We start from the raw sequence: 22,833 nt of genomic DNA, 5'->3' as shown, positions 1-22,833 counted from the left end.
TCCACGGTTCGTCATGGGGTGGGGTCGCGGGGTTCGGTCAGCGGCGGCCCCGCGATGCGCCGGCGTGCGAAGCCGGGGCGCTGGTCGTGGTTTCGGTCTCGGGTGGGGTGGGTCGGCTTCGGGACGTGGGGCTTCGGCGGGTCGCCGCGGCGCGGGTGGGCGCGGCCTCCGCGTCGGCGGCGTGGGCCCGGGTGGGTTGGGTCGTTGTGGGGGCGGGTGCGGGGCCGAGGTCGGTGTAGGCGTCCAGGAGTGCCTGGAGGTGGGTGTCGGCGTCCTTGATGCGGGTGGCGAGGAGGTCGATCTTCTGCCCGGCCATCTGCACGACGCCGGAGGGGTTGAACAGGCGGTGGGAGCGGTCTGCGGCGTGGGTGAGGTCGGTGGCCAGCCACTGGGCGTGGGAGCGGAACTCGTCGTCGAGTTCGTCGAGATGGGTCGCGGCTCGTTGGACGAGCTTGACGATCACCAGGTGTGGGCCGTCCGGCGGAAGGGTGTTCATCATCTTCCGTGGTGGCGCGCCCAGCGTGGTGGTCGCTCGGTGGGTGCCGGGCCGGGGTGTCGCGTGGATGCCGCCGCGGTCGGCGGAAGGGGTGGGTGCCACGGGCGGGGTCTCCAGGGTGGTCAGGGCGCGCGGTGGGCGGTCCGGCGTGCCGCGGTCGCGGTCGGCGTGGTGGTCGCGACGGTGGTGGGGGCGGTCCCGGACACGGGGGCGGGAACGGAGGTGGTGAGTGCGGCGCTGCGGGCGAGGGCCCCGGTGGGCGCGGGGGTGAGCCGCAGGTGGTGCAGGGCTCGGTCGATCAGGGCTTGGCGTACGGGGGCGGGTTGGGCGTCGATGGCGGCGATCATGGCGTGGTCGGGTGGGTCGAGCAGGCCGGAGGGGGTGTGACCGGCTGCGGCGGTGACGCGGCGCACGGCCTCGTTTTCCAGGAGAGGCACCAGGTCGGGCTTCATCTTGAAGGCACCTCGGAGGGCTTGGGTCCATCCCTTGAGAGCCTCGGAGAAGGATTCGTCGAAGGACATCTCCTCCGCGACGCATTCGAGGATCGCGTGGACGGCGTGTCCGGTGTCGGGCAGGAGATCGGTGAGCCACACGGTCTCGCCGGCCGGGTTGGTGGGGGCGGTCGTGTCGGTCATCGGCTGCCTCTCGGTGGGTGTCAGCGGCGTGGGCGGGGCGCGATGGGTTCCTCGGTCGGGTGCCGGGGAGTCGTACTGTCGCTCGTGGTGGGCATGGTCGTGGGGATGGTGGTTCGGTTCCGGGCGACGGCGGCGCGGGAGGGCTCCTGCGGGATCGGGCCTTGCGACGCGTGGAGGTTGGTCAGGGGGACGACGCGCCAGAGGTCCTCGGTCGTCTCGTGCCGCCGCACGGCCAGGGCGAGCAGGTCGGCGGCGGTGGCGACGGTGGCCTGGGCTGTTTCGGGGTTGAAATACCAGTCGCCGGCTGCCAGGGTCTCGACCAGGACCTCGCGGAACTCCGCCATTCCCTCTTCGGCGTCTTGGATTGCGCGGTACCGGTCGAGGATGTGGTCGACGCGCGCGTCGGTGGACGGGGCCGTTTCGCGTTCGGCGCACAGGTCGGCGACGGAGCGTCCGAGGTGCCTTGCGATGAGGTGGTCGAGGCCGGGGAGGACGGTGTCCGGGTTCGCCATGGGCTTCTCCTGGGCTGAGCGGTGGGTCAGCGTCGCGGGGCGGGTGGTGTGGTGACCGGTGGTGGTGGGTCTCCCGGCGGTCGGCGGGCAGGGAGCCGCGGTGGTGCGGGCCTGAGCTGCGGTGGCCACGTCCGGGGCGGGGAGCCATTCGGTGGGCATGACGCGCAGCAGTGTCCAGTTCTGCGAGGGGAGCTGGTCCGCGGTGCGGGCCACGGGTCGGGGGTCGGCGAGTTCGGTGGTGACGGCCGCGATCAGGTGGGTGGGGACGGCTCCGGCGAAGGCGGCGCGCCAGGTCGGATCCCAGAAGGGGTCTCCGCCCCGTACCTCCCAGTGGTATCGGTGGTCGCGGACGATCCGGGTGTCGTCGGGCAGGTGCCCCTGGTGGACGAGTTGGGCCGTGTCCCGGGGTGCGGTGATCACGCGTGGGCCGTCCCCGAGGACGCCGGGGCGATCACCCACGGTGGGTTCCCATCCGGCGGCGAGCAGCGGCCCGTAGGCGATCCCGGGAAGCGTGGCTCCGTTCAGGAAGCGGTCGTGGCCGTCGTCGACGTCTTGGGCGAGGGTGTCCAGGAACGCGTGGACCGTCTCGTCCGGGATCCCCTCGTCGAACAGTGCCTCCCAGCGGGCCGGTCCCAGCGGTCGGTCGGCGGCGCTGATCTGCCAGGAGAACGTGAGGCCACGCTCGGGGCGGTGGGCGATTTGGACGCGTCGGCACGGGCTGGCGAGATAGTCGCCGCCGGCGGTGTCGCTCTCGCGTGCCCAGCCGTGGTCTTGGTCCAGGCGCTCGATGACGCTGTCGTGCTGTACGGATCCGGCGAGATATCGGGGGGCGACGAGCAGCTCTCGCCTTGGGCGTTCTTCGAGCCAGTCGCCCAGATCGTGGTAGTGCACAGGACTCCTGTGGGCATGGCGTACCGGCGCCGAGACGAAGGTGGCCGGGGTGGCGCGGTCCGGTCAGCGCCCACGGCGAGACAATGCGCCCGGTACGAGGGCGGGGTTTCCCGCGACCGATTGCGGGCCGGTCGGTGCCGCCTCGGGGGATCGGTCGGGTCCTGCGATACGCGCTCGCGTCGAAGGCAACGGGTTTGTGTTGGCGCGTAGTTGGGTGATCGCGGTCGCGGCGAGGGCTTTCTGGAGGACCGTGGGGAGGGCTTCGATCTCCTGGATTGCCTCGTAGTCCGTGTCCCGCGAGATCAGCGGCGGCGGGAATGCGCCGCCGGCGGCCGTCATACGGCGTACGACCTCGCTTTCGATCACCCGGGAGAAGCCGAGTGACAGCTCGTGTTCCTCACAGACGACTACACCGAGGTCGCGCAGCGTCGCGGTGAAGCTCGTTTCGATGGCGAGGTGTTCCTCGACGAATTCCAGGGCGCTGGTCACCGCCGTCGCCAGTCGGTCGGGGATCGCGTCGAGGTCGGTCAGCCACACTGTTCGGGCCTGGGGTCGTATTCGAGTCACGTCAACTCCGTTGCTTTCGGGCGTGGTTGGTCATCGGGGGGGCGCGGTCGAGGTGGTGGGTGGGTTGTTCGTGTGGTGCCGGGCGGCGAGGGCGAGTTGGTCCGGGGTGAGGCCGGTGGGGACGCGTGGTGCGCGGGCCGGTGGCACGGCTGCGGTGTTCATCGCGGCGGTGGGCACCCAGTGGGAGGGGCGGACCCTGATCAGGTGCAGGGAGGAGGTGGGCAGCCAACGGGCCTCGCGCAGGACGGGTTGGGGATCGGTGAGGGCGTCCATCGCGGCGGCGACGACGTGCCGTGGCATCGACGCGGACAGGCGTCCGGCCCAGACGAGGTCGTTGATCTCGCCCGCGCGCAGGTGCCAGGTCCAGTCGTCGGAGCGTGGTCCCGCCGAGGGGTGCGAGCGGGTGACGGCCAGGAGCCCGTTCGGGGCGATCGTGCCCACCGCCGTGTGGCCGTGCAGGTGGATGGGCCAACCCGCGCGGTCCACCACCGCGGTGAAGCCGATGCCGGTGGGTGTCCGCGTGGGCCCGTCGCCGGCGAGGTCGCGGGCGATGGCGGTGGCCGTCGCCCGGACAACCTCCACCGGCGTCTCGTGCTCGAACTCGGCCCGCCATTCCTCACCGGCGCCGAAGCCCGGGTCGACGTGGATCTCCCAGTCCCACTGCTCGTCCGGATCGTCTTCACGCTTTGCGAGCGTGACTCTGGCTCGTTCGCATGGACTGTGGGCGCTCTCGGTGTGTCCGGGGCCTTTGACCCATGTCCACCCGAATTCCTCTTCGAGGGCGCGGAACGCCAGGTCGCTGTCGCCGATCCCGGCCAGGTACGGCGGCGCGATCCACGCCTCGCACTCGACGTCCTCCTCCAAGATCTCGGAGGTCTCCGTGTACGTGTGCAAGGGAACTCCCTTCTCCGTGCGGCTCGATCCGCCTGATGTGGCACGGCCGCCACCCCGACGCGGGGAGGCAGGCGTGCAGCGGGTGCTATCGCTTCGCCGTCGTGCGATGCGGAGCCGCGGCGACCGCTCCGGTCGGGTGTGCGGCCACGGGCGGCGCGGCCCGGGCATTTGTGGTGGTGCGGCTCGCCGCCGCGTTCGCGCGGGCAGGCGCGTGCCCGGCGGGCGTCGCGGTCAGGTGCCGCAGGTACTCCTTCGGGAGTTCGCGTCGGGTGCGGGGCACGGGCGTCGGATCGGCGAGGGCCGTGGTGAAGGCGGCGATCAGGTGCGCGGGGGTGTCGCTGGTGAACGTGGCGTGATCGCGATATCGACCGCCCCCGATCTCCAGATCCCACGCGTGTGGACCGCTCGACATCTCTCCCGCGTAGGAGCTGGGGGAGCGATTGCACACCAGGTGGGCCAAACCCTCGGGAGAGACGAACTCGGCCAGGGCGTCGTCGATGCGTTCGCGCCAGCCCGCCTCGGAGAGCGGGTACCAGCCCGGCGTGGCACCCAAGGGGGCGACCAGGAACTCCTCGCCGTCTGCCGCGACACTCGCGGCCAGGGCGGTGGTGAAGGCGGCGACGGCCTCGACGGGGACCCGCGCGTCGGCGACCATCTTCCACCTGGGCAAGTGCATCGGCAGGGTCGCGGCGGTGACGTGCCACAGTCCGATGTCCTCGCCCTCGGGCGTGAAGGCCACCCGTACCCTCATGCACGGCGAGTCGACGTACACGTTCCCGAGATCGTCGTACCGGTGGGACCAGCCCGCGTCCAGCAAGGGCTTGATCGCTTCGTCGCCGTCGGCGCGCGACCCGGCCAGGTGACGCGGCGAGACGAACAGCTCTTCGAGGTCGTCGTGGGCGGTGAGGGCGTCCAGTTCCTCGGGCGTCACCGGCGCTGCCCGGCGCGCGGGGGTCCGGCGACGGTGGGGGTGGCCGGGCCGGGGCCGAGGGTGTCGCCGGGGTGGGAGAAGGTCACCGCGAACACGGCGACGTGAACGGTGCTTCGGCCGGTCGCCGCCGATCGGGTCGCGTCGTGCGCAGGTGCGTTCGGCGGCGTGGTCGGACGGGCCGACGTCCGGACGGCGGTGAGTGCCACGGCGGTCGGGGAGGGGCTGTTGGCGGGAGCGATGTGCCGGTGGGCCCAGACGGTCAGGTCGCCGATGACCGGGTCCAGGGCTCGCCCACGTTCGGTGAGCGCGTACTGGCCGCGATGTCCGTCGGTGCGGGCGACGAGGCCGTCGTCCTGGAGCTGGTGCAGGCGAAGGCCCAGCATGGCGTCCTGAAGGCCGGGGGCGGCCTGCTTGAGGTCGCCGAACCTGACCAGGTCCCGGTCGCGCAGGACTTGGAGGATCGGGAGGGTGTGGCGGTTGCGCAACGCGGCGAGCGTCTGCTCGGCCGCCTCCGCCTGCGGGAGCGGGCCGGTGTGCGCGAGGTGTTCGCGCGACCAGGCGGCGAGCGAGGTGTGCACCGGCTCCAGCGACCGCCCCGCCGTCGTCAAGCGGTAGCCGGAGTGCCGGCCCTGGTGGGTGGCGGCTTCGACGAGGCCGTCCTGGGCGAGGCGGGCGATCCGCTGGGACACCAGGCTGACGGAGAGCCACGGAAGCGCGCGGGCCACCTCACCCGTACGCAGATGTTCGCCCGGGGTTTGGGCCATGGTCTGCAGGACCCAGGTCGACCAGCGCGGGTTGAGCATCGCCACGGCACGTTCGGTGTGTTCGTCGGCGAGCGGGGAGGTGATCGTGGGCATGACGGTCCTCTTGACAGGTGCGGTGGGGAGGGGGCGGGTTCGGTTTCAGCGGGCCCGGCGTCGGCCGAGGTCGGGGGCCTGGGCGCCGGCGGCCGTGGTCGACGGTGGGACGGGGGGCTGGGCCGTCCGGTGGGTCGCGGGTTCGGCAGGGGTGGGCACGATCGACAGCGCGCGGTGCTCGGGGTCGATTTCGTGAGTCCTGCGTTGCCCGTGCTCCGGGGGTGGTGGTGGGGTGCAGGCGTTGTAGGCGCCGATGAGCAGGCACAGGTGGTGGCGGGCCTGTTCGCGTTCTCCCGCCAGGAATTCGATCCGTGCGGTGGCCACTCCCGACGTGTTTTGTGGTGGTGTTTCCGCGTCGGTGCCCATAGCCGCCAGGGCGTTCGCGGCGGCGTGCGCGACCTGTCGGAAGATCAGGTCGCGGGTGTTGAGGTTGAGGGCGCAGTGGAAGATCAGCGAAGCCATCTGTTCCTGCGCGGGGTTCTCGTGGTGCCGGTGGCGCAGTGTGGCCAGAGCGTCCGGGCCCAGGAGTTCGTCCAGGACGCGGGTTCCCAGGAGGGGGCCGGGCGGGGGGAGTTCCTTGTCCATGGGGTCCTCGTACGGGTGGTTCAGCGGCGCGGTGCCGGGCGTGGTGAGGGCGCGGCAGCGGGAACGCGCGCGGTCGGCGTGGTCGGTGCGGGGCCGGCGTGCGAGGAGCGGGCGCGGGCGGCCTGCGGGGTGCGGTCGTTGCCGGCGTGGTTGGTCCGCAGGCGTGCCGCCGCGGCTTCGTAGACGCTCAGGTCGGCGCGTGGGCCGGCCGCGACGATGACGATGTCCTGGTGGTCGCGGGGCCCCGGAGGCTGTGGCATTTCGATGTACACCACGCGCCAGTCGGCGGCTGGGCCGACGTAGAGCTTGCGGCAGCCGTCGAGTTCGCGGGCTTGGTGGTTGTCGAGTCGGGGGCCGCGGATGTGGGTGCGCATGACGTCGTGCACCAGGGCCAGGGCGTCGGCGCGGATGTCGCGGGGCATGCGGTCCAGGTCCTCGATGGCTTCGGGCAGGGCGTTGAATCCCCACCGCACGACGCTCATCGACCGGGCCCGGTGGTCGGAGCCGTCCCCGCCGACCGTGCGGGATGGGCAAGGGTCGGTCCGGTCGGTCCCGGGCCCGACGGCGCTGCGGTGCGGCTGCGGGCCGCCGCCGTTTGTGAGCGGCCCACCGGGTCGACGGGGGTCGCCTGCGACAGGGGGTCTTCGCGTGTGGTGAGCCATCGCACGGCCGTGTCCCGGTCGGGGAAGCGCCCTTCGCGCACCGAGTAGCGCCAGGGGTCGCGCAGCACCTGTTCGATCTGCACCACGAACGGCAGCTCGGCATCGACGGGTTGGTCGTCGTGCATGACGACCCAGGTCTCGGCGCTCTGGTCGGTGTCGTAGTCGCTGGAGTGCTCCAGGACGCGGAGCCGGTTGCCGGCTTCACGCGTGCGGCCCTCGATCTCGTGTGTCTGCGGGTCGGCGGGTGCGAGTTGGTCGGGATCGCGCACCAGCCGGTCGGGATCGGCGCCGCGCTCCAGAAGCCAACCCTCGGCGAGGGCGAGCGTGGCGGCCTGTGCGTGCTCGACGCGGGCGGTGGCCGTCAGTGGATCCCGTGCGATATGCACCACGCGAAGCCACGGGTAGCCGCCGGGGGCCCACGGCGCGGCCAGGTCGCCGAGCGCCAGGAACTGTTCACTGGCGTCGATCTGCGCGGAGACCGGAAGCAGGTCGGGCGCGTGCAGGCACAACTCCTCGATCGCCTCGGCCGCCTCGTCGTCGGCCGGTGTCCAGTCCTCCAGGTCGAAGTCGTACACGAAACTCCCTTCGGACGGGTTCAGGCCGCAGACGGCAGGTCGACGAGGCCGGGCGTGGGGACGAGGGCGGCCACCGGCGCGCCGGCGGGGCCGGTCAGGAGGCGGTGGTTGGGGCGGGCGGCGTTGGTGGTGCACGCGCCGAACGGGCCGCCCGGGTCGCGGAGTTGGGCGAGGGTGGGGTCGAGGTGGTCGCGGTGCCACGTCGCGGGCCCGGTGAGGCCGGCCTCGGCGTCGGTGAGCTGCTGGAACGCCAGCCACAGGCCGTGCAGGCGCACCACCGCCTCCGGGTGTTCCTGCCACCTCGCGCACCACGGCCGGTTGGTGCTGATCTCCCGTCCGTACACGGGGAGCAGGAGGTCCTCGACCCACATGCGCAGCGCGGCCAGCTCGGCGGTGTACTGCGGAGGGTCGAACGCCAGGATGCAGATCGACGTGGTCTTCGGCTTCGTCTCGCTCCCCGCGCCGTCCGCACTCGACGGTTCGGGTGCGGCGTCGTCGGAGTCCTCGTTCGCGACGGAGAGATGGTCCAAGACCTGGCGCTGTGCGAGGAGTTCCCGGGTCAGGCGGTCGATGATCGCCCACAGTTCCTCTGTCGCGACCTCCTCGGTCGCGACCGAGCCCGCGCCCGGATCGGGCGCGACGTCGGTGCCGGTGTCGGTGTCGGTGTCGGTGTCGGTGTCGGCAGTGAGTAGTCCCGGTGACAGAGGCTCGAAGTCGGGTTCGGTCATGAGGAAATGGCCCTTTCTCGGCGGGGCGGGGGCAGGCGGCCGGGTCGATCCTGAGGCCGGGGCTCGACCCGGCCGCTCGGGGGTCAGGCCGCGAGTTCGTACTGGGCGGCCTCGGCCAGTCGTGCCTCGGCGATGTCGGCGTACTGCGGCGAGTACTCGACGCCGATGAACCGGCGGCCCTCCATCAGGGCCGCGACCCCGGTCGTGCCCGAACCCGCGAACGGATCCAGGACCACGCCGCCGGGCGGGCACAACGTGACCAACTCGCGCATCACCGACAGCGGCTTCTGCGTGATGTGCTTGCGGTCCTTGCGCGGCTGGGACGCGGTGTACAACCCCGGCAAATAGACCGGGTTCCTGGAGGCATCGACGGCCCCCTTACTGCCCCACACGATGAACTCGCAGGACTGCTTGATCCGGCCCTTCTGCGGCCGGCTCGCGGGCTTGTGCCAGGCGGCGACGCCGCGCCACGTCCACCCGGCCATCTGCATCGCGTCCGTGAGCGACGGCAACTGCCGCCAGTCGATGAACACGATCGCGGTGCCCGTGGGAACCGTGACCCGATACGACTCCCGCAGGATCTCCGTCATCCACCTGGTGAAACTGCGCTGGTCCTTGTTCTCGTCGCCGAAATCCGGGAGCCCACCCTTTTCGGACGTGTACTTGGACCGCGCGCTGCGCGTGGTCCGATCCATGCTCGTGCGCCCGCCGGAGTTGTACGGAGGGTCGGTGACGAGCGCGTCGACGCTTTCGTCGGGGAGCCCCGAGAGAACGCTCAAAGCGTCACCTCGATGCAGGGCGTAGGGCATAGGCGCGAGCCTTTCTCGAAATACGGAGGAGGCCATCCCGGGGTCGTGAAGATCAATCCGCACCGGCGATGGGAAACGGAGACTAGACCCGATGTGTGACGCCACAAAATCGTTCTCCCGATTCCGCCGGTGCGGCACACGGATGCCGCAGAATCGTCGAACGACCCCCGGGAGCTGCGTCGACTGGAACAAACATGCAGGCAGAGACCCTGTGGAATGTCGGGGAATGCCGCGCCATGCCGTGCCGTCCGTATTCATTGATTCACACGGGACTCGTGAATCCTCACGATTTTGCGGCGTCACGACTCGGGTCTAGTCTCCGGTCGTGTTCCAAGGAAGACCCCGACACCCGGGGCGTTCTCCGACCGTGAGGCGCGAAGCCGATCGATCTGCGGAACAGCGTGGCGTAAATGGTGGGATTCACATCGACGCCCGCGTGTTGCCCCGTGTCCAGGCGGGGTGAATCGGATTCCCGGTGCGGTAACACCGGGTCTCCGGACGAAGTCGGGTGCGCGCCGCAACCGGAAACCGAAAGCGGTGCGCGCCCGCCAATGAATCGAGGCGTGATGAAATCGAAACGGATACCGCCCCCGGATATCTCGCGGGCGCAGCGACACTCCTGGCCCTGTCGGATGCGCGAGGGTCGTCCGTGAAGAAGGCGGGGCTCATCGTCGGGGCGATCGCCCTGTCGCCGTTGGTGATGATCGCGCCGATCGTGATCGCGCTGTCGGGCACCGCCTCGGCCAAGTGTGCGAACACCTCGGCGGAGGGCGCGGTCGACTCGGCGGCGATCGCCGAGGAGGTCAAACGCATCCTGGCCGGCCTCAGCGGCAACGTGCACATCCCGCAACTGGCCAACCCGCGCGAGCAGATCCCCAACGCCCAGACGATCGTCGCCACCGGTCAGGCCCTCAAAGTCTCGGCCCGCGGGCAGAGCATCGCCTTGGCCGTGGCGATGCAGGAATCGACGCTGATCAACTTGTCCTATGGGGACAGGGATTCGGTCGGCCTGTTCCAGCAACGCCCCTCTCAGGGCTGGGGCTCGGTCGAGCAGATCATGGATCCGGTCTACTCCAGCACGAAGTTCTACGCGGCCCTCAAGAAGGTCAAGGGCTGGGAGCAACTGACGCTGGGTCAGGCCGCACAGACCGTCCAGCAATCCGGATTCCCCGACGCGTACGACAAATGGGAACCCCTGGCCACGGCCCTCCAGAAGGCCATCGAAGGAGTCCTGCCCCAGATCGGAACGACGCCCGCCCACCCCGCCGCGCTGCCCGTCGCCGTCAACCCCATCGACCGGCCGACCCCGGGCGTCCCGGCACCGCCGATCAGTCCCGCCCCCGCGACCACACCGTCGTCGACCACGCCCTCGACGCCAGCCGCACCACCCCCGCCGCCGGCTCGGGCCGGCCTGGCGGGATGCACCTCCACCGCCGGCTCCGGGGCCGGTGGTGACGGTTCGGGGTTCGGAACCATCCCCGCGGGGGCGCTGCCCGAGGGCTACGCGATCCCCACGGACGCGCCGCCCGCCGTGCAGACGGCGATCCGCTGGGCGCTGGGCCAGCTCGGCACGCCCTACCAGTGGGGCGGCACCTGCACGGACCCGCGCGGCCCGGACCCGATGGGTCGCTGCGACTGCAGCTCGCTCATGCAGCGGGCCTACGCGGCGGCCGGCGTCCAGCTCACCCGCACCACGTACACCCAGGTCAACGAGGGCACGGCCGTCACCGTCGCCGACCTGCGCCCCGGAGACCTCGTGTTCACCCGCGGCACCGCCGCCGTCCCCGAACACGTGGGGATGGTCATCGGCGGCGGTCTGATCGTCAACGCGCCCAAGACGGGCGACGTGACCAGGATCGCGACCATCGCCGCGTGGAAGCCGCAGATCCTCGCGGCCCGCCGCATCGTCGTCGGCTGACCCGGCCACAGCATCCTCGCGCCGCCCCAGGGGCCACGTGATCTCTCGCCGCAGGCGCTCTGCCGCGGCACTCCTCCCTCTCATCGCGCATCGCGCCAGGAGTTCTCATGAAGCTGCTCGAAAAGACCCAGAACCTCGCCTTCGACCCGGGCGTCACGCCGAAGGAAGGCGGGTTGCCGGGCCTGTCCGTCCTGAAGGACGTCGTGAGTTCCGTCAACCTCTTCGGGATCATCGCGATCGTCGGCGCCCTGTGCGTGTCCGGCGCCGTGTGGGCCTGGGGCAACCATTCCGGCTCCCACCAGGCCGAGGCCAACGGCAAGAAGGGCGTGCTCATCTGCAGCGGCGCCGCGCTGCTGCTGGGCGGCGCCAACGGCATCGTCACGTTCTTCTCGGCCATGGGCACCAAAATCCAGTGAAGGGCCGCACGAAGAACCCCGTCACGTACGGCGCGAACCTGGACATGCGCACCCGCATCCTGCTGGGCAGCACGGTGCTGCTCGTCCTGATGGCAGCCACCGCGCTGCTGGCCTGGGCCACCACCGACGACGCCCCCTCGCATCGCGGACCCGACGCGGCGAGCCGCCCTACGGTGGCGCCCAAGGGCGCCACCAAGGAAGCTCCGACGGCCCCCGACACGGGGCTCTCCCGAACCTCGGATCCGGTGGTGTTCGCGAAGGCGTTCGCGAAGGACCTCTGGTCCTACGACACCCGCGTCGACACCCAGACCGGGCATCTCGCCGCGCTGCAGAGCTGGTTGACGCACGAGAGGGACTACGCCGACCCGGACTCCGTCGCCCGCGCGGTCCCGGATCCGATCCTGTGGTCGCGGATGCGCGACGGCGGACAGTACGCCACCGCCGAGGTCGCGGAAGGCCACATCCCCGCCGCGTTCACCGCCGCGCTGAACGCCGAGCCGGACCGGATCACCGACGCCTACGCCTACGCGGTGACCGTCACCGGCAAGCAGACCATCCGCTGGAACGGCTCGGGCGGCGGCGCGGAACCGCGCACGGTCACCCTCGCCGTCCAGTGCCGACCGGACAAGGACTGCGCCCTCGTCGGCATCACGCCGAACGTCGCGCCCTGACCCCGCCCACGTAGAAAGGAGGAATCCCCATGGGGGTCTGCAATGTGCCCTTGGTCGACAAGGTCTGCGACGCGGTGGGAGGCGTCGTCTCCAGTACCGGCGCGGCCATCACCGACGGCATCGGCGCGTGGATGGCCAAGAGCATGGGCGAACTCGCCGCCAGCGCCGCCGACTTGGCCGCACGCGCCGTCGACAACACCACCCGCGTCGACCTGAACGCGAGCTGGTTCCGCGACAACTACGCGCTGCTGCTGCCCATCGGCCTGGTCATGATCGTCGGGACGTTCTGCGCCCAGCTCATCCGGGCCGCGTTCCGCCGGGACGAACAGGCACTCGCCCAAGCAGTCACCGGCACCGTCATCGGCGTCATGTTCCAGTTCGGCGCGATCGCCTTCACATCCGTCGCCCTGACCGTCGTGGACGCCTTGTCCGCCGGGCTGTTCGACGCTGCGGACTCGTCGATCGAGGCGTCGATCCGCCGGATCGTCCAGGTGTCCAGCTTCGGATCGATGTACCCGCTCGGCTGGGCCGTCGCCGCACTCGTCGCCCTGGGATGCGCCGTCGCGTGCTTCCTGTACTGGGGCGTGATGGTCTTCCGCAAGGTGTCCATCCTGATCATGGTCACGCTGGCGGTCTTCGCCGGGGCCGGTGGCGGCTGGGAGGCGGCACGGCGCTGGCGACGCGGCTGGATCGAGGCCACCGCAACGCTCGTCGTGAGCAAACTCCTGATGACCGTGGTCTTCGTGCTGGGCGTCGCGGCCATGGGCAAGTCGGACAGCTCCGACGGCCTGGCGGCCCTGAGCGACGTCATGGCGGGGATCGTCGTGATGGCGATCGTCTTGTGCTGCCCGATGATCACGTACAAGTTCATCCACTGGGCAGGGGAAGGCGGCAACGGCCAGGACCTGCACGGCAGCGCTTCGGCGGGTCTGTCCACCGCCGCGGCGGCTGCGCAGAAGGCCGGCGGCATGGCCATGGGCGGCGGCGCCAAGGGCGGCGCCCCGCAAGGTCCGTTGAAGTTCCCCGGCATGGGCAAGGACGGCGTCCTCGGCGGGATCGACCCCTCCGGCGGAGGCGGTGATGGTGGCGGAGGCGGCGGCGGGCCGACGCAGTTCAAGTTCGGCGAGGACCCCAGCGCTTCGGGCGACAAGGGCCAACCGCTCATCAAGAGGCCGCAGTCCGACGGAGACCAGGGCCAGCCGCTGATCCGCCGGGCAGGAGAACCCGGCCCCTCGGTCACGGCCCCGGAGTCCGGTTCGTCAGCCGCACCTGACTCGACGCCCGCGCCCACCGGTGGCGTGTCCGCCTCCACGAGCGCCGGCACCGCCGCGCCGGCACCCGAGTCGGGATCGACGCCGCCCGCGACCGGAGGGTCGACACCGGCCACCGCCCCGGTCCGCTCGGGGGCACCCTCACGCCCCGCCCCCACAGGGAGCGGCTCGTCGGCACCGGCACCGGCACCGGGCTCCGCGCCTCGCGCCGGAGGGACGACCCCTTCGCCCGCAACGGGGAGCGGACGCCCCGCGCCGATCAATCCGGCCGTCGCTCCCGGAGCGGGTCGCACCGGTCCGTCCCCGCAGGGTTCGGCGACGCCGAACCGCTGGGTCTACCCGAACAAGCCGCCCACCGGCGACTGACGGACGCCACCCGATCGCCGTGTCCGCCGCCGATGACGCGGCGGCGGGCACGGCCCCGCCCCGCCGACCATCCGTCGAAGGAACCACCCCATGACCCTCGAAGAACCCCCTGCCACCGTGCGATTCCCGCACCGCTCCCGGCGCGGCGTCCTCCTCGGCCTCACCTGGCCCCAGCTCATCGTCGCCGCCACCATCGGAATCCTGCTCCTGGCCACCATGCTCACCCTGGGCCTGCTCACAGCCCTCAAACTGATCCCCCTGTGGGCCGTGCTGGCCGCGCTGGTGATCGTCCGCCACCGAGGCCGATCCCTCGCCGAATGGGCACCCATCGCCGGCCGCTACGCCCGCCGCCGTGCCCGCGGCCAACTCGTCTGGCTCGCCCGTCCCGCCTCACGACCGCGCCGCGACGGCGTACTGCACCTGCCCGGCACCGCCGCGTCGGTGCGCGTGGTCACCGCCCCCGGCGGGGAACTCGCCGCCGTCCACGACCCGCACGCCGCCACCCTGACCGCCGTCGTTCGCGTCGCCTCCAGGGCGTTCGCGCTTCTGGACCCGGCGACGCAGAACCACAACGTGCACGGTTGGGGCCGGGTTTTGGCGTCGATGGCGCGGACCGGGCAGATCGCCCGGGTCCAGGTCCTGGAACGCACCGTGCCCTCCAGCGGCGACGCCCTCCAGCGCTACTGGGCCGAGAACGGCAACCCCGACGCGCCGTTCGCCGCCGACATCTACACCGACCTGCTCACCGCCGCCGGACCTGCGGCGGCGCCCCACGAGGCGTACGTGGCCGTCGCGTTGGACCTCACCGCCGCCCGGCGCCTGATCAACCAGGCCGGCGGTGGCCTCACCGGCGCTTTCGCCGTCCTTGCGCAGTTGACCACCACCTTCGACCAGGCCGCGCGACCGGCAGGGGTCATACCGAACGGATGGCTAACTGCTCAAGAGATCGCCGCCGTTGTGCGCACCGCCTACGACCCCGCGTCGCTGACCGCCCTGGACCGCTGGTCCGACGAGGGCCGCGCCCAGGCCGAACCGGCGGCGGCCGGACCCGTGGTGGTCGTCGAGGAGGCGGACCGCATCCGCACCGACACCGCCTTCCACGCCACGTTCTGGATCGAGAACTGGCCGCGCACCGAGACCCACTCCGGGTTCCTCCACCAGTTGCTGTTCACCTCCGGGGTTCGGCGCACCCTCTCCCTCGTCTACACCCCGCAGGGCCTGGAATCCGCGCTGCGCGACGTCCAGCGCCGCAAGGCCACGGTGATCGCCGACGCCAACGAGCGCATCCGCAAGGGCCAGGTCGACAGCGAGTCGGACAGCGTCGAATACGCCGACATCAAACAGCGCGAACGCGAACTGATCGCCGGCCACGCCGATGTCGCCCTGACCGGACTGGTCACCGTGAGCGCCGAGACGAGCAAGGACCTCGACGCCGCCTGTGCGCAGATCGAGACCGCAGCCGTCGCCGCCCTGGTCGACCTGCGCCGCCTCACCTGGCAGCAAGGCGAAGCCTTCACCACGGCCGCCCTGCCCCTCGCCCTCGCCGCCTGACGCTGACGCGCCGTCACCCACCCCCACCGCGAAAGACGGACGCCATGCCCCGCACCCCACAGCAGCCAGACGCGCCGGAATCGAACTTCCTCCTGTTCGCCGCCATCGCCCTCGACTGCCACCGCACCGTCGACCTCCCGGGCCTCACCGGCGCCGCCACCCGCCGCGAACTCGACGACCTCCACGGCCACCTGATCGCCCTGCACCACCTGATCGACGCACACACCACCCGCACCGCGCCGATCGCCGCCGCCGAGGGCGACCACCTCAAGGCCGCCCGCACCCACCTGTGGCAGGCCGCCGAACAACTCCACCACGCCTACCACCACGCACCCCACACCGACGGCGCCACCCCCGACCGCGACGTCTGCCACCGCCGAACCCCCGAAGGCGCACCGGAACTGACCGTGTGCCAGCGCCACATCGGCGCCCTGACCCGAGTCCGCCGCCACGCCACACCCGCCGACCTGCGCAAGAGCGCACCGGGACCGGCCCACCGCACGAAGGAGAAGTAGAGGTGAGCCTCCGCCGCGCCAGCGCCAGCCCGCTGTTCACCCCGGCCGCCGCCCCGCGCGCCGAACGCAAGGCCGCCCGCGCCCAACTCGACCGCGCCCAGGGCCGGGCCCGCCGCGCGGCCGTCCGCGAGAAGCGCCGCACCAGCCCCGCCCCCGACCCGGATCTGGGCCCGACCTACCCGACGTCCGGGCGCTCGGGCCCCGCGTCCGCCCGCGGCGGCAAACTCCGCCTCCCCGCCCACCGCATGACGACCGCCACCGCCGGTGGCGCGTACCCCTTCCTCGCCGAGGGCGGACTCGGAAGCGAAGGGCTCTACATCGGCAGGGATCTCCACGCCGAGGGAGCGTTCTGCTACGACCCGTTCAGCCTGTACCAACGCCTGGAGGGCTTCACCAACCCGAACATCCTGCTGGCCGGGGTGATCGGCATGGGCAAGTCCGCCCTGGCCAAGAGCCTCGCCGTGCGGGCGGTGGCCTGCGGCTACCGCATCTACGTGCCGTGCGACCCCAAGGGCGAGTGGTCTGCGGTCGCCCACGCCCTGGGCGGCACCACCATCGCCCTGGGCCCCGGACTGCCGGGCCGGCTGAACCCGCTGGACGCTCCCGCCCGCCCGTCCTCCGTCGACGCACGCAACTGGGTCGCAGAAGTCCGCAAGCGCCGGCTCCTGCTCCTCAACTCCCTGGCGAAGACCGTGCTGCGCCGCGAACTGCTGCCCATGGAGCACACCGCGTTGGACGTCGCCCTGGACCACGCGGTCAACAACGCGCAAACCGCCGGACGCACCCCGCTGCTCGGCGACGTCGCCCACGTCCTCGGCCATCCGGACCTCCTGGACGAGGCGTTCGGCGAGCACAACGGGCGCCTGGGCCTGGCCGCCGAGGACCTCGCCCACGCCCTGCGCCGTCTGGTCTCCGGCGACCTGGCCGGCATGTTCGACGCCGAATCCACGGCCAGCTTCGACGCCCGCGCACCCATGTTGTCCATCGACCTCTCCCGCTTGGGCGGCGCCGGCGACGACACGGCCCTCGTCCTCGCCATGACCTGCGCCAGCGCCTGGATGGAATCCGCGCTCGCCGACCCCGGCGGAGGCCGCCGCTGGGTCGTCTACGACGAGGCGTGGCGCGTCATGCGCCACGTCCCCCTCCTGGAGCGCATGCAATCCCAGTGGAAGCTCTCCCGAGGCTTGGGAATCTCGAACCTCATGGTGATCCACCGCCTCTCCGACCTGCTCAGCGCGGGCGACGCCGGATCAAAGGGCCGGGCCCTGGCCGAGGGCCTCCTCGCGGACTGCAGCACGCGCATCATCTACCGCCAGGAAGCCGATCAACTCGCCTCCTCCGCATCTTTGTTGGGCCTGACGAGCGTCGAGACCCAGGCAGTGTCCGCGCTGGTCAAGGGACGCGGATTGTGGCGCGTCGCCGGACGAAGCTTCGTCGTCCAACACCTCCTGCACCCCCACGAACTCACACTCTTCGACACCGACGCCCGCATGCACTGAAAACCCCCACGGGTTCACCGGGAACGAGGACCGACATCCCCTCCAAGCCCGGCCGAACCCCGCCGACTGCCTCGACAGCCGCGCGAACGCCGCGCACCGGCTTCGCCTCGATCACCCCCACAGGAGCGTCACTTGAACGACCGCCACCGCGTCGCCTCCGTGCGGCACGCCTCGCCAGCCGAGAAGGCAGCCGCCCAGGACCCCCGCCTCCGGCACGCCTTGGACGCCATCGCGTCCGTGGCCGTCGCCCGACTGCCGATCCCCTTTCACTGGGGCGGAAGCAATCTCGACCGCGCCGACATGATCGAACTCGGCAGGGAGCTGTGGGGAGCCGACGAGATGCGCGAAGCCCTCACAACCGCTCCCGGACAGAAGGTGACGCTGTGCCTGCGCCGCCAGGGCGACGTCCTGGTCGTGCGTCATCCGACCGACCCGGACACCTTCCTCGTCGCGTGCCTGGCCCCCACAAGCGTCAACTTGGACCACGACTGGACCCACGACCCCCACGCCCCCGCCGTACTGCGCATCCCGGCAGACCCGCACCGGGCCGTCGACGCCATCGCCACACACCTACTGCCCCAGCAACAGGCGGCCGTCACCGCGCTGCGACAGGCCGCGGTCGCCGGAGGCACGGAAGTCGTCGTGGGCATCGACCGGACATGGCCGCACCCCGGCCGACTCACCGCCCACGTCACCGACACCGCGCCGTGGAACCTCATGCACGACCTCGAATACCACGGGTTGACGACCGATGGCGACTGCGTCTACGCCCTGCGCGACTGGGACCTGGAACAAGCCAACCACCTCGTCGAGCACCTGCAGGAATGCGACTTCCGCGTCCGCCGAGACCACTCACTGCCGCCACGGGGAACGCGCACGAGCGCCGGCACCACACTCGCCGCGCCGCACACCCCCTCCGCATCCACCGCCCAGGCGGCCCCGGCCACCCGGCCGAGTCGGTTCCCCCGGGCGTGAGCACGCTCGCGGCCCAGCCCCGAACCGCCTGAACCTGCCACCGCCTGTCGCGGTGCGCCTTCTGCCGCTCGGTGAACGGGCCGCATCAACCCCATCCACCCGGGAGCGCCCGACCACCAGCGGAGACGACATCACCCCCGACAACCGTGGCAACGAGAACGAACGCCACCACCAGCAGCCCGACTTCCCCGCCCTGTACAACCTGGCGAACGCCATCGCCGACCGACTGCAGGGCTGGTGGCAAGCCAACGCCAGCCGCCTCCTCGTCTCCGGCCGCCGCGTGCTGGCCGAGACCGTGTGGGAAACAACCATGCTGGTCCGCGCGGTCACCGAGTACCCGTGCCCGCACGCAGCGGTCCTGATCGGACCCGGCGTCGAGCGACTGTTGGTCGCCCCCGACCCCGACAACCGCGAGCGCCACATCGTCGGTTCCCTCGCCCCGTGGGGCGCCGATCCCCGGCACGACTGGCCCCACGACCCCCTCGCCCCACCGGTCGTCGCCATTCCCGACGACCCCGAACAAGCAGCGGCAATCATCAAGACCCGACTCCTTCCGCCGCTGCACGCCGCCCTGGACCGACTCGACCGCATTCCGCAGCGCCGCATCGACACCGGGCCCACCAACCTCGAACCCCACGTGCGCGTCGGCCGCTTTCCGCTGTTCGACATGGCGGTCGCCCACATCACAGAGACCACTCCGCCGCACGCGCTGGACATCCTCAGGGACCACGGGTTCGAAGACGCGGGACCGGGCCGGCTCAGCCTCTACGGCGGCAACATCCCCCTGGCCCGCCGCACCGTGCGGTCCCTACGCGAAGCCGGCGTCGTCGTCCACGCGGACCTGGCGAGAGCGAACTCCCTCGCCGCTCTCGCGCTTGCGATGAAGACCGCATCCCACAGGCGCACCGCCCCACCCAGCAGCGCAACGCGCCCACGACCACCGAGCGCCCCCACCGCCCCCCGCCGCCGCTGACGCGCCGAAGGAAGACGGCACCGCTCCAAGGGTCGACGGCCCGAACGAGAACACGACCCGGCCCCGCCCGCCGATTCCTCGAAAGGAGGACCCCATGCTCGCCGATGGTTCCCCGCCCCTGAACCACTGGACACGACGCTTCGGCACCGTGCGTGAGCGCGACGCCGCCTACGACCACGACCTCGCCCAGGCCCTGGAGACCCTCGGGAAACGCGTGCGTGCGGTGCTCGGCTGGCTGCCGATCAAACGCTCCGGCACCGACCACCACAACATGTCCGAACTCGCCCAGCGCACCTGGGGCCCGACTCGCCTTCGGGACGCGCTCCTGAGGACCCCCGGCCAGAGCCTGCTTCTCGTCGGCAAGCGCGAAGACGAACTCCTCGTCGTGCGCGATCCCGACGATCCGAAACGCTTCGTCGCCGGATCGCTCGCCCCGCGCCACGTGAACCTTGACCACGACTGGGCCTTCGACGGCAACGGACCCGTAGGCATCACCGTCCCGACCGACCCGGAACGCGCCGCAGATGTGATCGCCACCCAGTGGTGGCCGCAACACGAAGCCGCGACCATTCGGCTGCGCGCCGCCGCGCTGGACGGAGGAACCGAAGTCGTCCTCGGCCGCGACCGACACGGCCGTCTGCGGGCACGTGTCCCGGACACCGCGCACCCGGCCGTGACGCGCGCCCTCGAAGACCACGCCATGCGGCCGTGGACCCACTGCGGCTACCTCCTGATGCCCACGGATGAGACCGCGGCCTCGACAGAGCACCTGCTCAGGCACCTGACGCGCGAATCCGTCCGCATCCGCCGCGATCCCAGCCTCGGCGACCCCGACGCGAACCGACGCAGCGCCGCCGCGCTCGTCCTGACGAGCACCGCCTCCCCGGTCCCAGCGTCCCTCCCCCTCCAGCCCTCGGCACTGGGGCGCGTTCACAGCGCGCCGCCGCGCCACCGCTGACCCCTCGAAGGAACGAACCCCATGGCACCCACTCCCCAGCCGGAAGTCTCAGTCGGCCTGCATCCGCAATTCGGCATCGTCGCCCTGACCACCGACAACGCCCCGCCCCTGGCCGCTCGCCTCCTCGACATCGCCGGCTTCGACGCCCGGGGAGTCGGCACGCACGTCCTGGACTACGCCGACGAAGACGTTCTCGACCTGCGACACGCCCACAACGTGGTCACGGTCCTCCGCGAAGCCGGCATCCCCGTCCGCTCCGACCTGCCGCCGACTCCCGAACCGCGCTTCACAGCAGCCGCAACGGCGGCCCCGACGGACACCGTCCCCGTAGCCGCCTCCCAGCCACCGAGGCGATTCACCACCGATCCCGTGACGTCGACCGCGCACGCCCCGCGGCGCTGACCCGAGGAACGCCCATGGCACCCACCGAAGTCGCCGATCCCGACATCGTCATCGGCCGCCGCGACGGCGTCGGCATCGTCGCCGCCAATCACAGCAAGCGACCGGCCGCAGCCCACCTTCTCAACGCCCTCGGCTTCGAACGGACCGCGGAGCGGGGACTGTACGCCCTCACCGCCGGCAACCAGCCCGAAGCCGACCGCGCCGCCCAGGCCGTCGCGATCCTGCGCGCGGCGAAACTCGACGTGGCGGCCGACGTGGCCTTCGAACCCGAACCGGGAACCCTGCGCGCCGCCGCCCCGGCCCAGGCTCCTCGACTGGCCAAAGTCCCAACCACCGCCCACGGCGCGGATGTCGCTTTCGGGATGCACCCCACCGACGGCATCACCGCCGCCTTCACCGACAACCACCCCAACGCGGCGATGGTGCTGGGGGTCGCGGGATTCCGCCGCGCCAAGGATCTCGACGTGTACACGCTGCCAGCCGGTACGGACCCAGTCGCCGCCAGCGAGAGTGTTCGCGCCGCGACGCAGGTTCTGCGCGCCACGGGATCCACCGTTCACATCCTGCCCGGCACGCTCACCGATCCCAAGCCCGAACCGAATCGCTCCGCGGTTCTCGACGCCGACAAGCCGTGGCAGGGCGAGAAAAAGGACAGGGCGGTCGACGTGGCCGAAGTCCTCGACGGGCCGACCGGCGCGCGGGCCCTCGTCGATGCCCTGCGGCGGCTGCTGCGCGCCGCTGCGGCATGGTCTGCGGCCCGCGTGGCGACTCTGGGGCCCTCGCTGGCGGAACGTCTGACCGACGCGGCAACCCGTCTGGAGCAGGTCGGTGCCAGCCTCGACGCGGCCAGCGACCGCCTGCGCTCCGGCCGGCCGGCCGAAGCCGTCACGGATCCAGCCCCCGCCACGAAGCAATCGCCGCCCCCGGTCGAAGTCGAACCGCAAGCCTTCGACGCCTTCGTGGGAAAGGGAGCCGACGCAGCGACCATCTCCCGCGCCCTGGACCAACTCACCTCCCAAACGGGGCCGTTGGCCAACGCCCACCGCTTGGTCGACTCGGCCGCCCAGCGCTGCGCGGAACTCCCGGGTGAGCTCGGCGCCGAACTGTCGACCGAACTGGCCGCCTCGTCCCGTCGCCTGGGCAACATCGGCCACTCGCTGCTGTACGTCAGCGACCACCTCGCGGACACGCCCGCCGCGACACCGTTCACCACGCCGGTCTCCGCACGAGCGGCAGCCGCACGCTCGACCACCCGGACAGGTGCCGCAGTCGCGCCCACTCCCACGACTCCTGCGGCGGCACAGCCCGCGCGTACCCCGGCAGACAACGCCCGCTCGCGATGAGCTCGGTCCGCGGCAGGCCCCGCGGCACCGCCATCGGTTCGACCCGCAGTACCACCGACCCGCGACAGTCAGGAACAAAAGGAGACCATGAGCATCGAATACGACCAGATCATGCATCGCAGCACCGCGAGTGGCAGCATCGTCATCCGCTCCTTCGACGAGCAACGCGACGATCGTGTCGCGAAGTTGCTCATGGGCACGGGATTCCGTTGGTCCCCCGACGAATCCGCATTCTCCCTGCGTGAGGGGCTCTCGTTCCAAGAGGAGCGCGACCTTGCGTCCACTGCCGTCGCCGCGCTGAGCGCGGGCCACGTCCTGCTCCTGGTCGACAGCGAACTGCGCGATCTGCCCATCCACGTACAACAACCGCTCGACACGAATCTCGGCCTCCCCCACGTCGCCCACCAGGTCTCGCTCCGCCCCCATCCCCATGCCCAGGCAGCGCTGGTGGAGACGCTCCTGGACGACGACTACGGGGCCCTGAGCGGGATCGAATTCCTCGTCCTGACTCTGCGCGAACGCGTCGAAGACCATCCCGGTCCCGAACGGAACTCCATCGATTCGGCCCTGCACAGCGCCGCGACCCATCTGGCCGCCGCCATTCAGGACCTGGACCTCGCCGCACACCACCTCGCGCAGTGGAATCCCCCCAAAGCGAAACCCGCGCCCACCGCCGACTTTCACCTCGCGGCATACGCCCTCCGAGCCACCGCCGCGCGCACGACCTCCGCCGCCACCAGTCGGGCCACCGCCCTCCCCAACCCCGCCGAAACGGTCGCGCGGCCGAGCCCTCCAGCACGTACGCGCCGATGACCGGCGGCGCTCGGACGGCC

The 22,833-nt window shown here is 71.5% G+C and carries 25 protein-coding genes; 13 read left to right on the top strand and 12 right to left on the bottom strand.

Annotated elements, in window-relative coordinates:
• Nucleotides 1-37: 37 nt before the first annotated feature.
• The 12 genes from GT354_RS49765 to GT354_RS49710 form a co-directional block, all read right to left on the bottom strand.
• Complete coding sequence (locus tag GT354_RS49765) at nt 38-598, bottom strand: hypothetical protein (protein ID WP_161360357.1); 561 nt, start codon at nt 596-598, stop codon at nt 38-40.
• Nucleotides 599-618: 20 nt separating this feature from the next.
• Nucleotides 619-1,131, bottom strand: a complete 513-nt coding sequence (locus GT354_RS49760) for a hypothetical protein (RefSeq protein WP_161360358.1) — start codon at nt 1,129-1,131, stop codon at nt 619-621.
• A 20-nt stretch (nt 1,132-1,151) separates the two neighbouring features.
• A complete protein-coding gene (locus GT354_RS49755; protein ID WP_161360359.1) occupies nt 1,152-2,534 on the bottom strand; it encodes a DUF317 domain-containing protein in 1,383 nt (460 codons plus the stop codon).
• Between the two features lie 63 nt (nt 2,535-2,597).
• The gene (locus tag GT354_RS49750; protein WP_161360360.1) at nt 2,598-3,101 is read right to left on the bottom strand and encodes a hypothetical protein; all 504 of its coding nucleotides are present in this window, start codon (nt 3,099-3,101) and stop codon (nt 2,598-2,600) included.
• 30 nt (nt 3,102-3,131) lie between these two features.
• The gene (locus tag GT354_RS49745) at nt 3,132-3,995 is read right to left on the bottom strand and encodes a DUF317 domain-containing protein (protein WP_161360361.1); all 864 of its coding nucleotides are present in this window, start codon (nt 3,993-3,995) and stop codon (nt 3,132-3,134) included.
• Nucleotides 3,996-4,080: 85 nt separating this feature from the next.
• Nucleotides 4,081-4,926, bottom strand: coding sequence for a DUF317 domain-containing protein (locus tag GT354_RS49740; RefSeq protein WP_161360362.1), 846 nt, complete (start codon nt 4,924-4,926; stop codon nt 4,081-4,083).
• Entirely contained in the window at nt 4,923-5,783 is an 861-nt protein-coding gene (locus GT354_RS49735) for a winged helix-turn-helix transcriptional regulator (protein ID WP_161360363.1), read from the bottom strand. Before GT354_RS49735 ends, GT354_RS49740 begins: the two co-directional genes overlap by 4 nt.
• Before the next feature lie 45 nt (nt 5,784-5,828).
• Nucleotides 5,829-6,368 (bottom strand): hypothetical protein, encoded by a 540-nt coding sequence (locus tag GT354_RS49730; RefSeq protein ID WP_161360364.1) that lies wholly within the window; start codon nt 6,366-6,368, stop codon nt 5,829-5,831.
• 20 nt (nt 6,369-6,388) lie between these two features.
• Complete coding sequence (locus GT354_RS49725; protein WP_161360365.1) at nt 6,389-6,850, bottom strand: hypothetical protein; 462 nt, start codon at nt 6,848-6,850, stop codon at nt 6,389-6,391.
• Nucleotides 6,847-7,605 carry a hypothetical protein gene (locus GT354_RS49720; protein WP_161360366.1) on the bottom strand — a complete coding sequence of 253 codons (759 nt, stop codon included), beginning with the start codon at nt 7,603-7,605 and terminating at the stop codon, nt 6,847-6,849. Before GT354_RS49720 ends, GT354_RS49725 begins: the two co-directional genes overlap by 4 nt.
• Before the next feature lie 20 nt (nt 7,606-7,625).
• Nucleotides 7,626-8,333, bottom strand: a complete 708-nt coding sequence (locus GT354_RS53140) for a DUF4913 domain-containing protein (protein WP_202512634.1) — start codon at nt 8,331-8,333, stop codon at nt 7,626-7,628.
• Nucleotides 8,334-8,416: 83 nt separating this feature from the next.
• Entirely contained in the window at nt 8,417-9,142 is a 726-nt protein-coding gene (locus GT354_RS49710) for a site-specific DNA-methyltransferase (protein ID WP_161360367.1), read from the bottom strand.
• A 700-nt stretch (nt 9,143-9,842) separates the two neighbouring features.
• On the opposite strand from GT354_RS49710, the gene GT354_RS49705 reads away from it, so the two are divergent.
• From GT354_RS49705 to GT354_RS49645, 13 genes are all read left to right on the top strand, one after another.
• Nucleotides 9,843-11,060: a C40 family peptidase gene (locus GT354_RS49705; protein WP_161360389.1), complete on the top strand. Its 1,218-nt coding sequence runs from the start codon at nt 9,843-9,845 to the stop codon at nt 11,058-11,060.
• A 107-nt stretch (nt 11,061-11,167) separates the two neighbouring features.
• Nucleotides 11,168-11,476: a DUF6112 family protein gene (locus tag GT354_RS49700; protein WP_161360368.1), complete on the top strand. Its 309-nt coding sequence runs from the start codon at nt 11,168-11,170 to the stop codon at nt 11,474-11,476.
• Entirely contained in the window at nt 11,473-12,147 is a 675-nt protein-coding gene (locus GT354_RS49695; protein WP_346012320.1) for a hypothetical protein, read from the top strand. Before GT354_RS49700 ends, GT354_RS49695 begins: the two co-directional genes overlap by 4 nt.
• Before the next feature lie 29 nt (nt 12,148-12,176).
• The gene (locus GT354_RS49690) at nt 12,177-13,784 is read left to right on the top strand and encodes an ATP-binding protein (RefSeq protein WP_161360369.1); all 1,608 of its coding nucleotides are present in this window, start codon (nt 12,177-12,179) and stop codon (nt 13,782-13,784) included.
• A 90-nt stretch (nt 13,785-13,874) separates the two neighbouring features.
• Complete coding sequence (locus tag GT354_RS49685) at nt 13,875-15,335, top strand: SCO6880 family protein (protein WP_161360370.1); 1,461 nt, start codon at nt 13,875-13,877, stop codon at nt 15,333-15,335.
• 44 nt (nt 15,336-15,379) lie between these two features.
• Complete coding sequence (locus tag GT354_RS49680; protein ID WP_161360371.1) at nt 15,380-15,850, top strand: DUF6238 family protein; 471 nt, start codon at nt 15,380-15,382, stop codon at nt 15,848-15,850.
• Between the two features lie 2 nt (nt 15,851-15,852).
• A complete protein-coding gene (locus GT354_RS49675) occupies nt 15,853-17,349 on the top strand; it encodes an ATP-binding protein (RefSeq protein ID WP_161360372.1) in 1,497 nt (498 codons plus the stop codon).
• Between the two features lie 132 nt (nt 17,350-17,481).
• Nucleotides 17,482-18,324 carry a hypothetical protein gene (locus tag GT354_RS49670; protein WP_161360373.1) on the top strand — a complete coding sequence of 281 codons (843 nt, stop codon included), beginning with the start codon at nt 17,482-17,484 and terminating at the stop codon, nt 18,322-18,324.
• A 52-nt stretch (nt 18,325-18,376) separates the two neighbouring features.
• A complete protein-coding gene (locus GT354_RS49665) occupies nt 18,377-19,297 on the top strand; it encodes a hypothetical protein (protein ID WP_161360374.1) in 921 nt (306 codons plus the stop codon).
• A gap of 94 nt (nt 19,298-19,391) precedes the next feature.
• The gene (locus GT354_RS49660; RefSeq protein WP_161360375.1) at nt 19,392-20,255 is read left to right on the top strand and encodes a hypothetical protein; all 864 of its coding nucleotides are present in this window, start codon (nt 19,392-19,394) and stop codon (nt 20,253-20,255) included.
• Nucleotides 20,256-20,276: 21 nt separating this feature from the next.
• Complete coding sequence (locus GT354_RS49655; RefSeq protein WP_161360376.1) at nt 20,277-20,657, top strand: hypothetical protein; 381 nt, start codon at nt 20,277-20,279, stop codon at nt 20,655-20,657.
• 14 nt (nt 20,658-20,671) lie between these two features.
• Nucleotides 20,672-22,000, top strand: a complete 1,329-nt coding sequence (locus GT354_RS49650; protein WP_161360377.1) for a hypothetical protein — start codon at nt 20,672-20,674, stop codon at nt 21,998-22,000.
• A gap of 87 nt (nt 22,001-22,087) precedes the next feature.
• Nucleotides 22,088-22,813 (top strand): hypothetical protein, encoded by a 726-nt coding sequence (locus tag GT354_RS49645; protein ID WP_161360378.1) that lies wholly within the window; start codon nt 22,088-22,090, stop codon nt 22,811-22,813.
• The last annotated feature ends 20 nt before the right edge of the window (nt 22,814-22,833 follow it).

Source organism: Streptomyces sp. SID3343, assembly GCF_009865215.1.
GTDB lineage: Bacteria > Actinomycetota > Actinomycetes > Streptomycetales > Streptomycetaceae > Embleya.
This window is presented reverse-complemented; position numbering and strand designations above follow the sequence as displayed.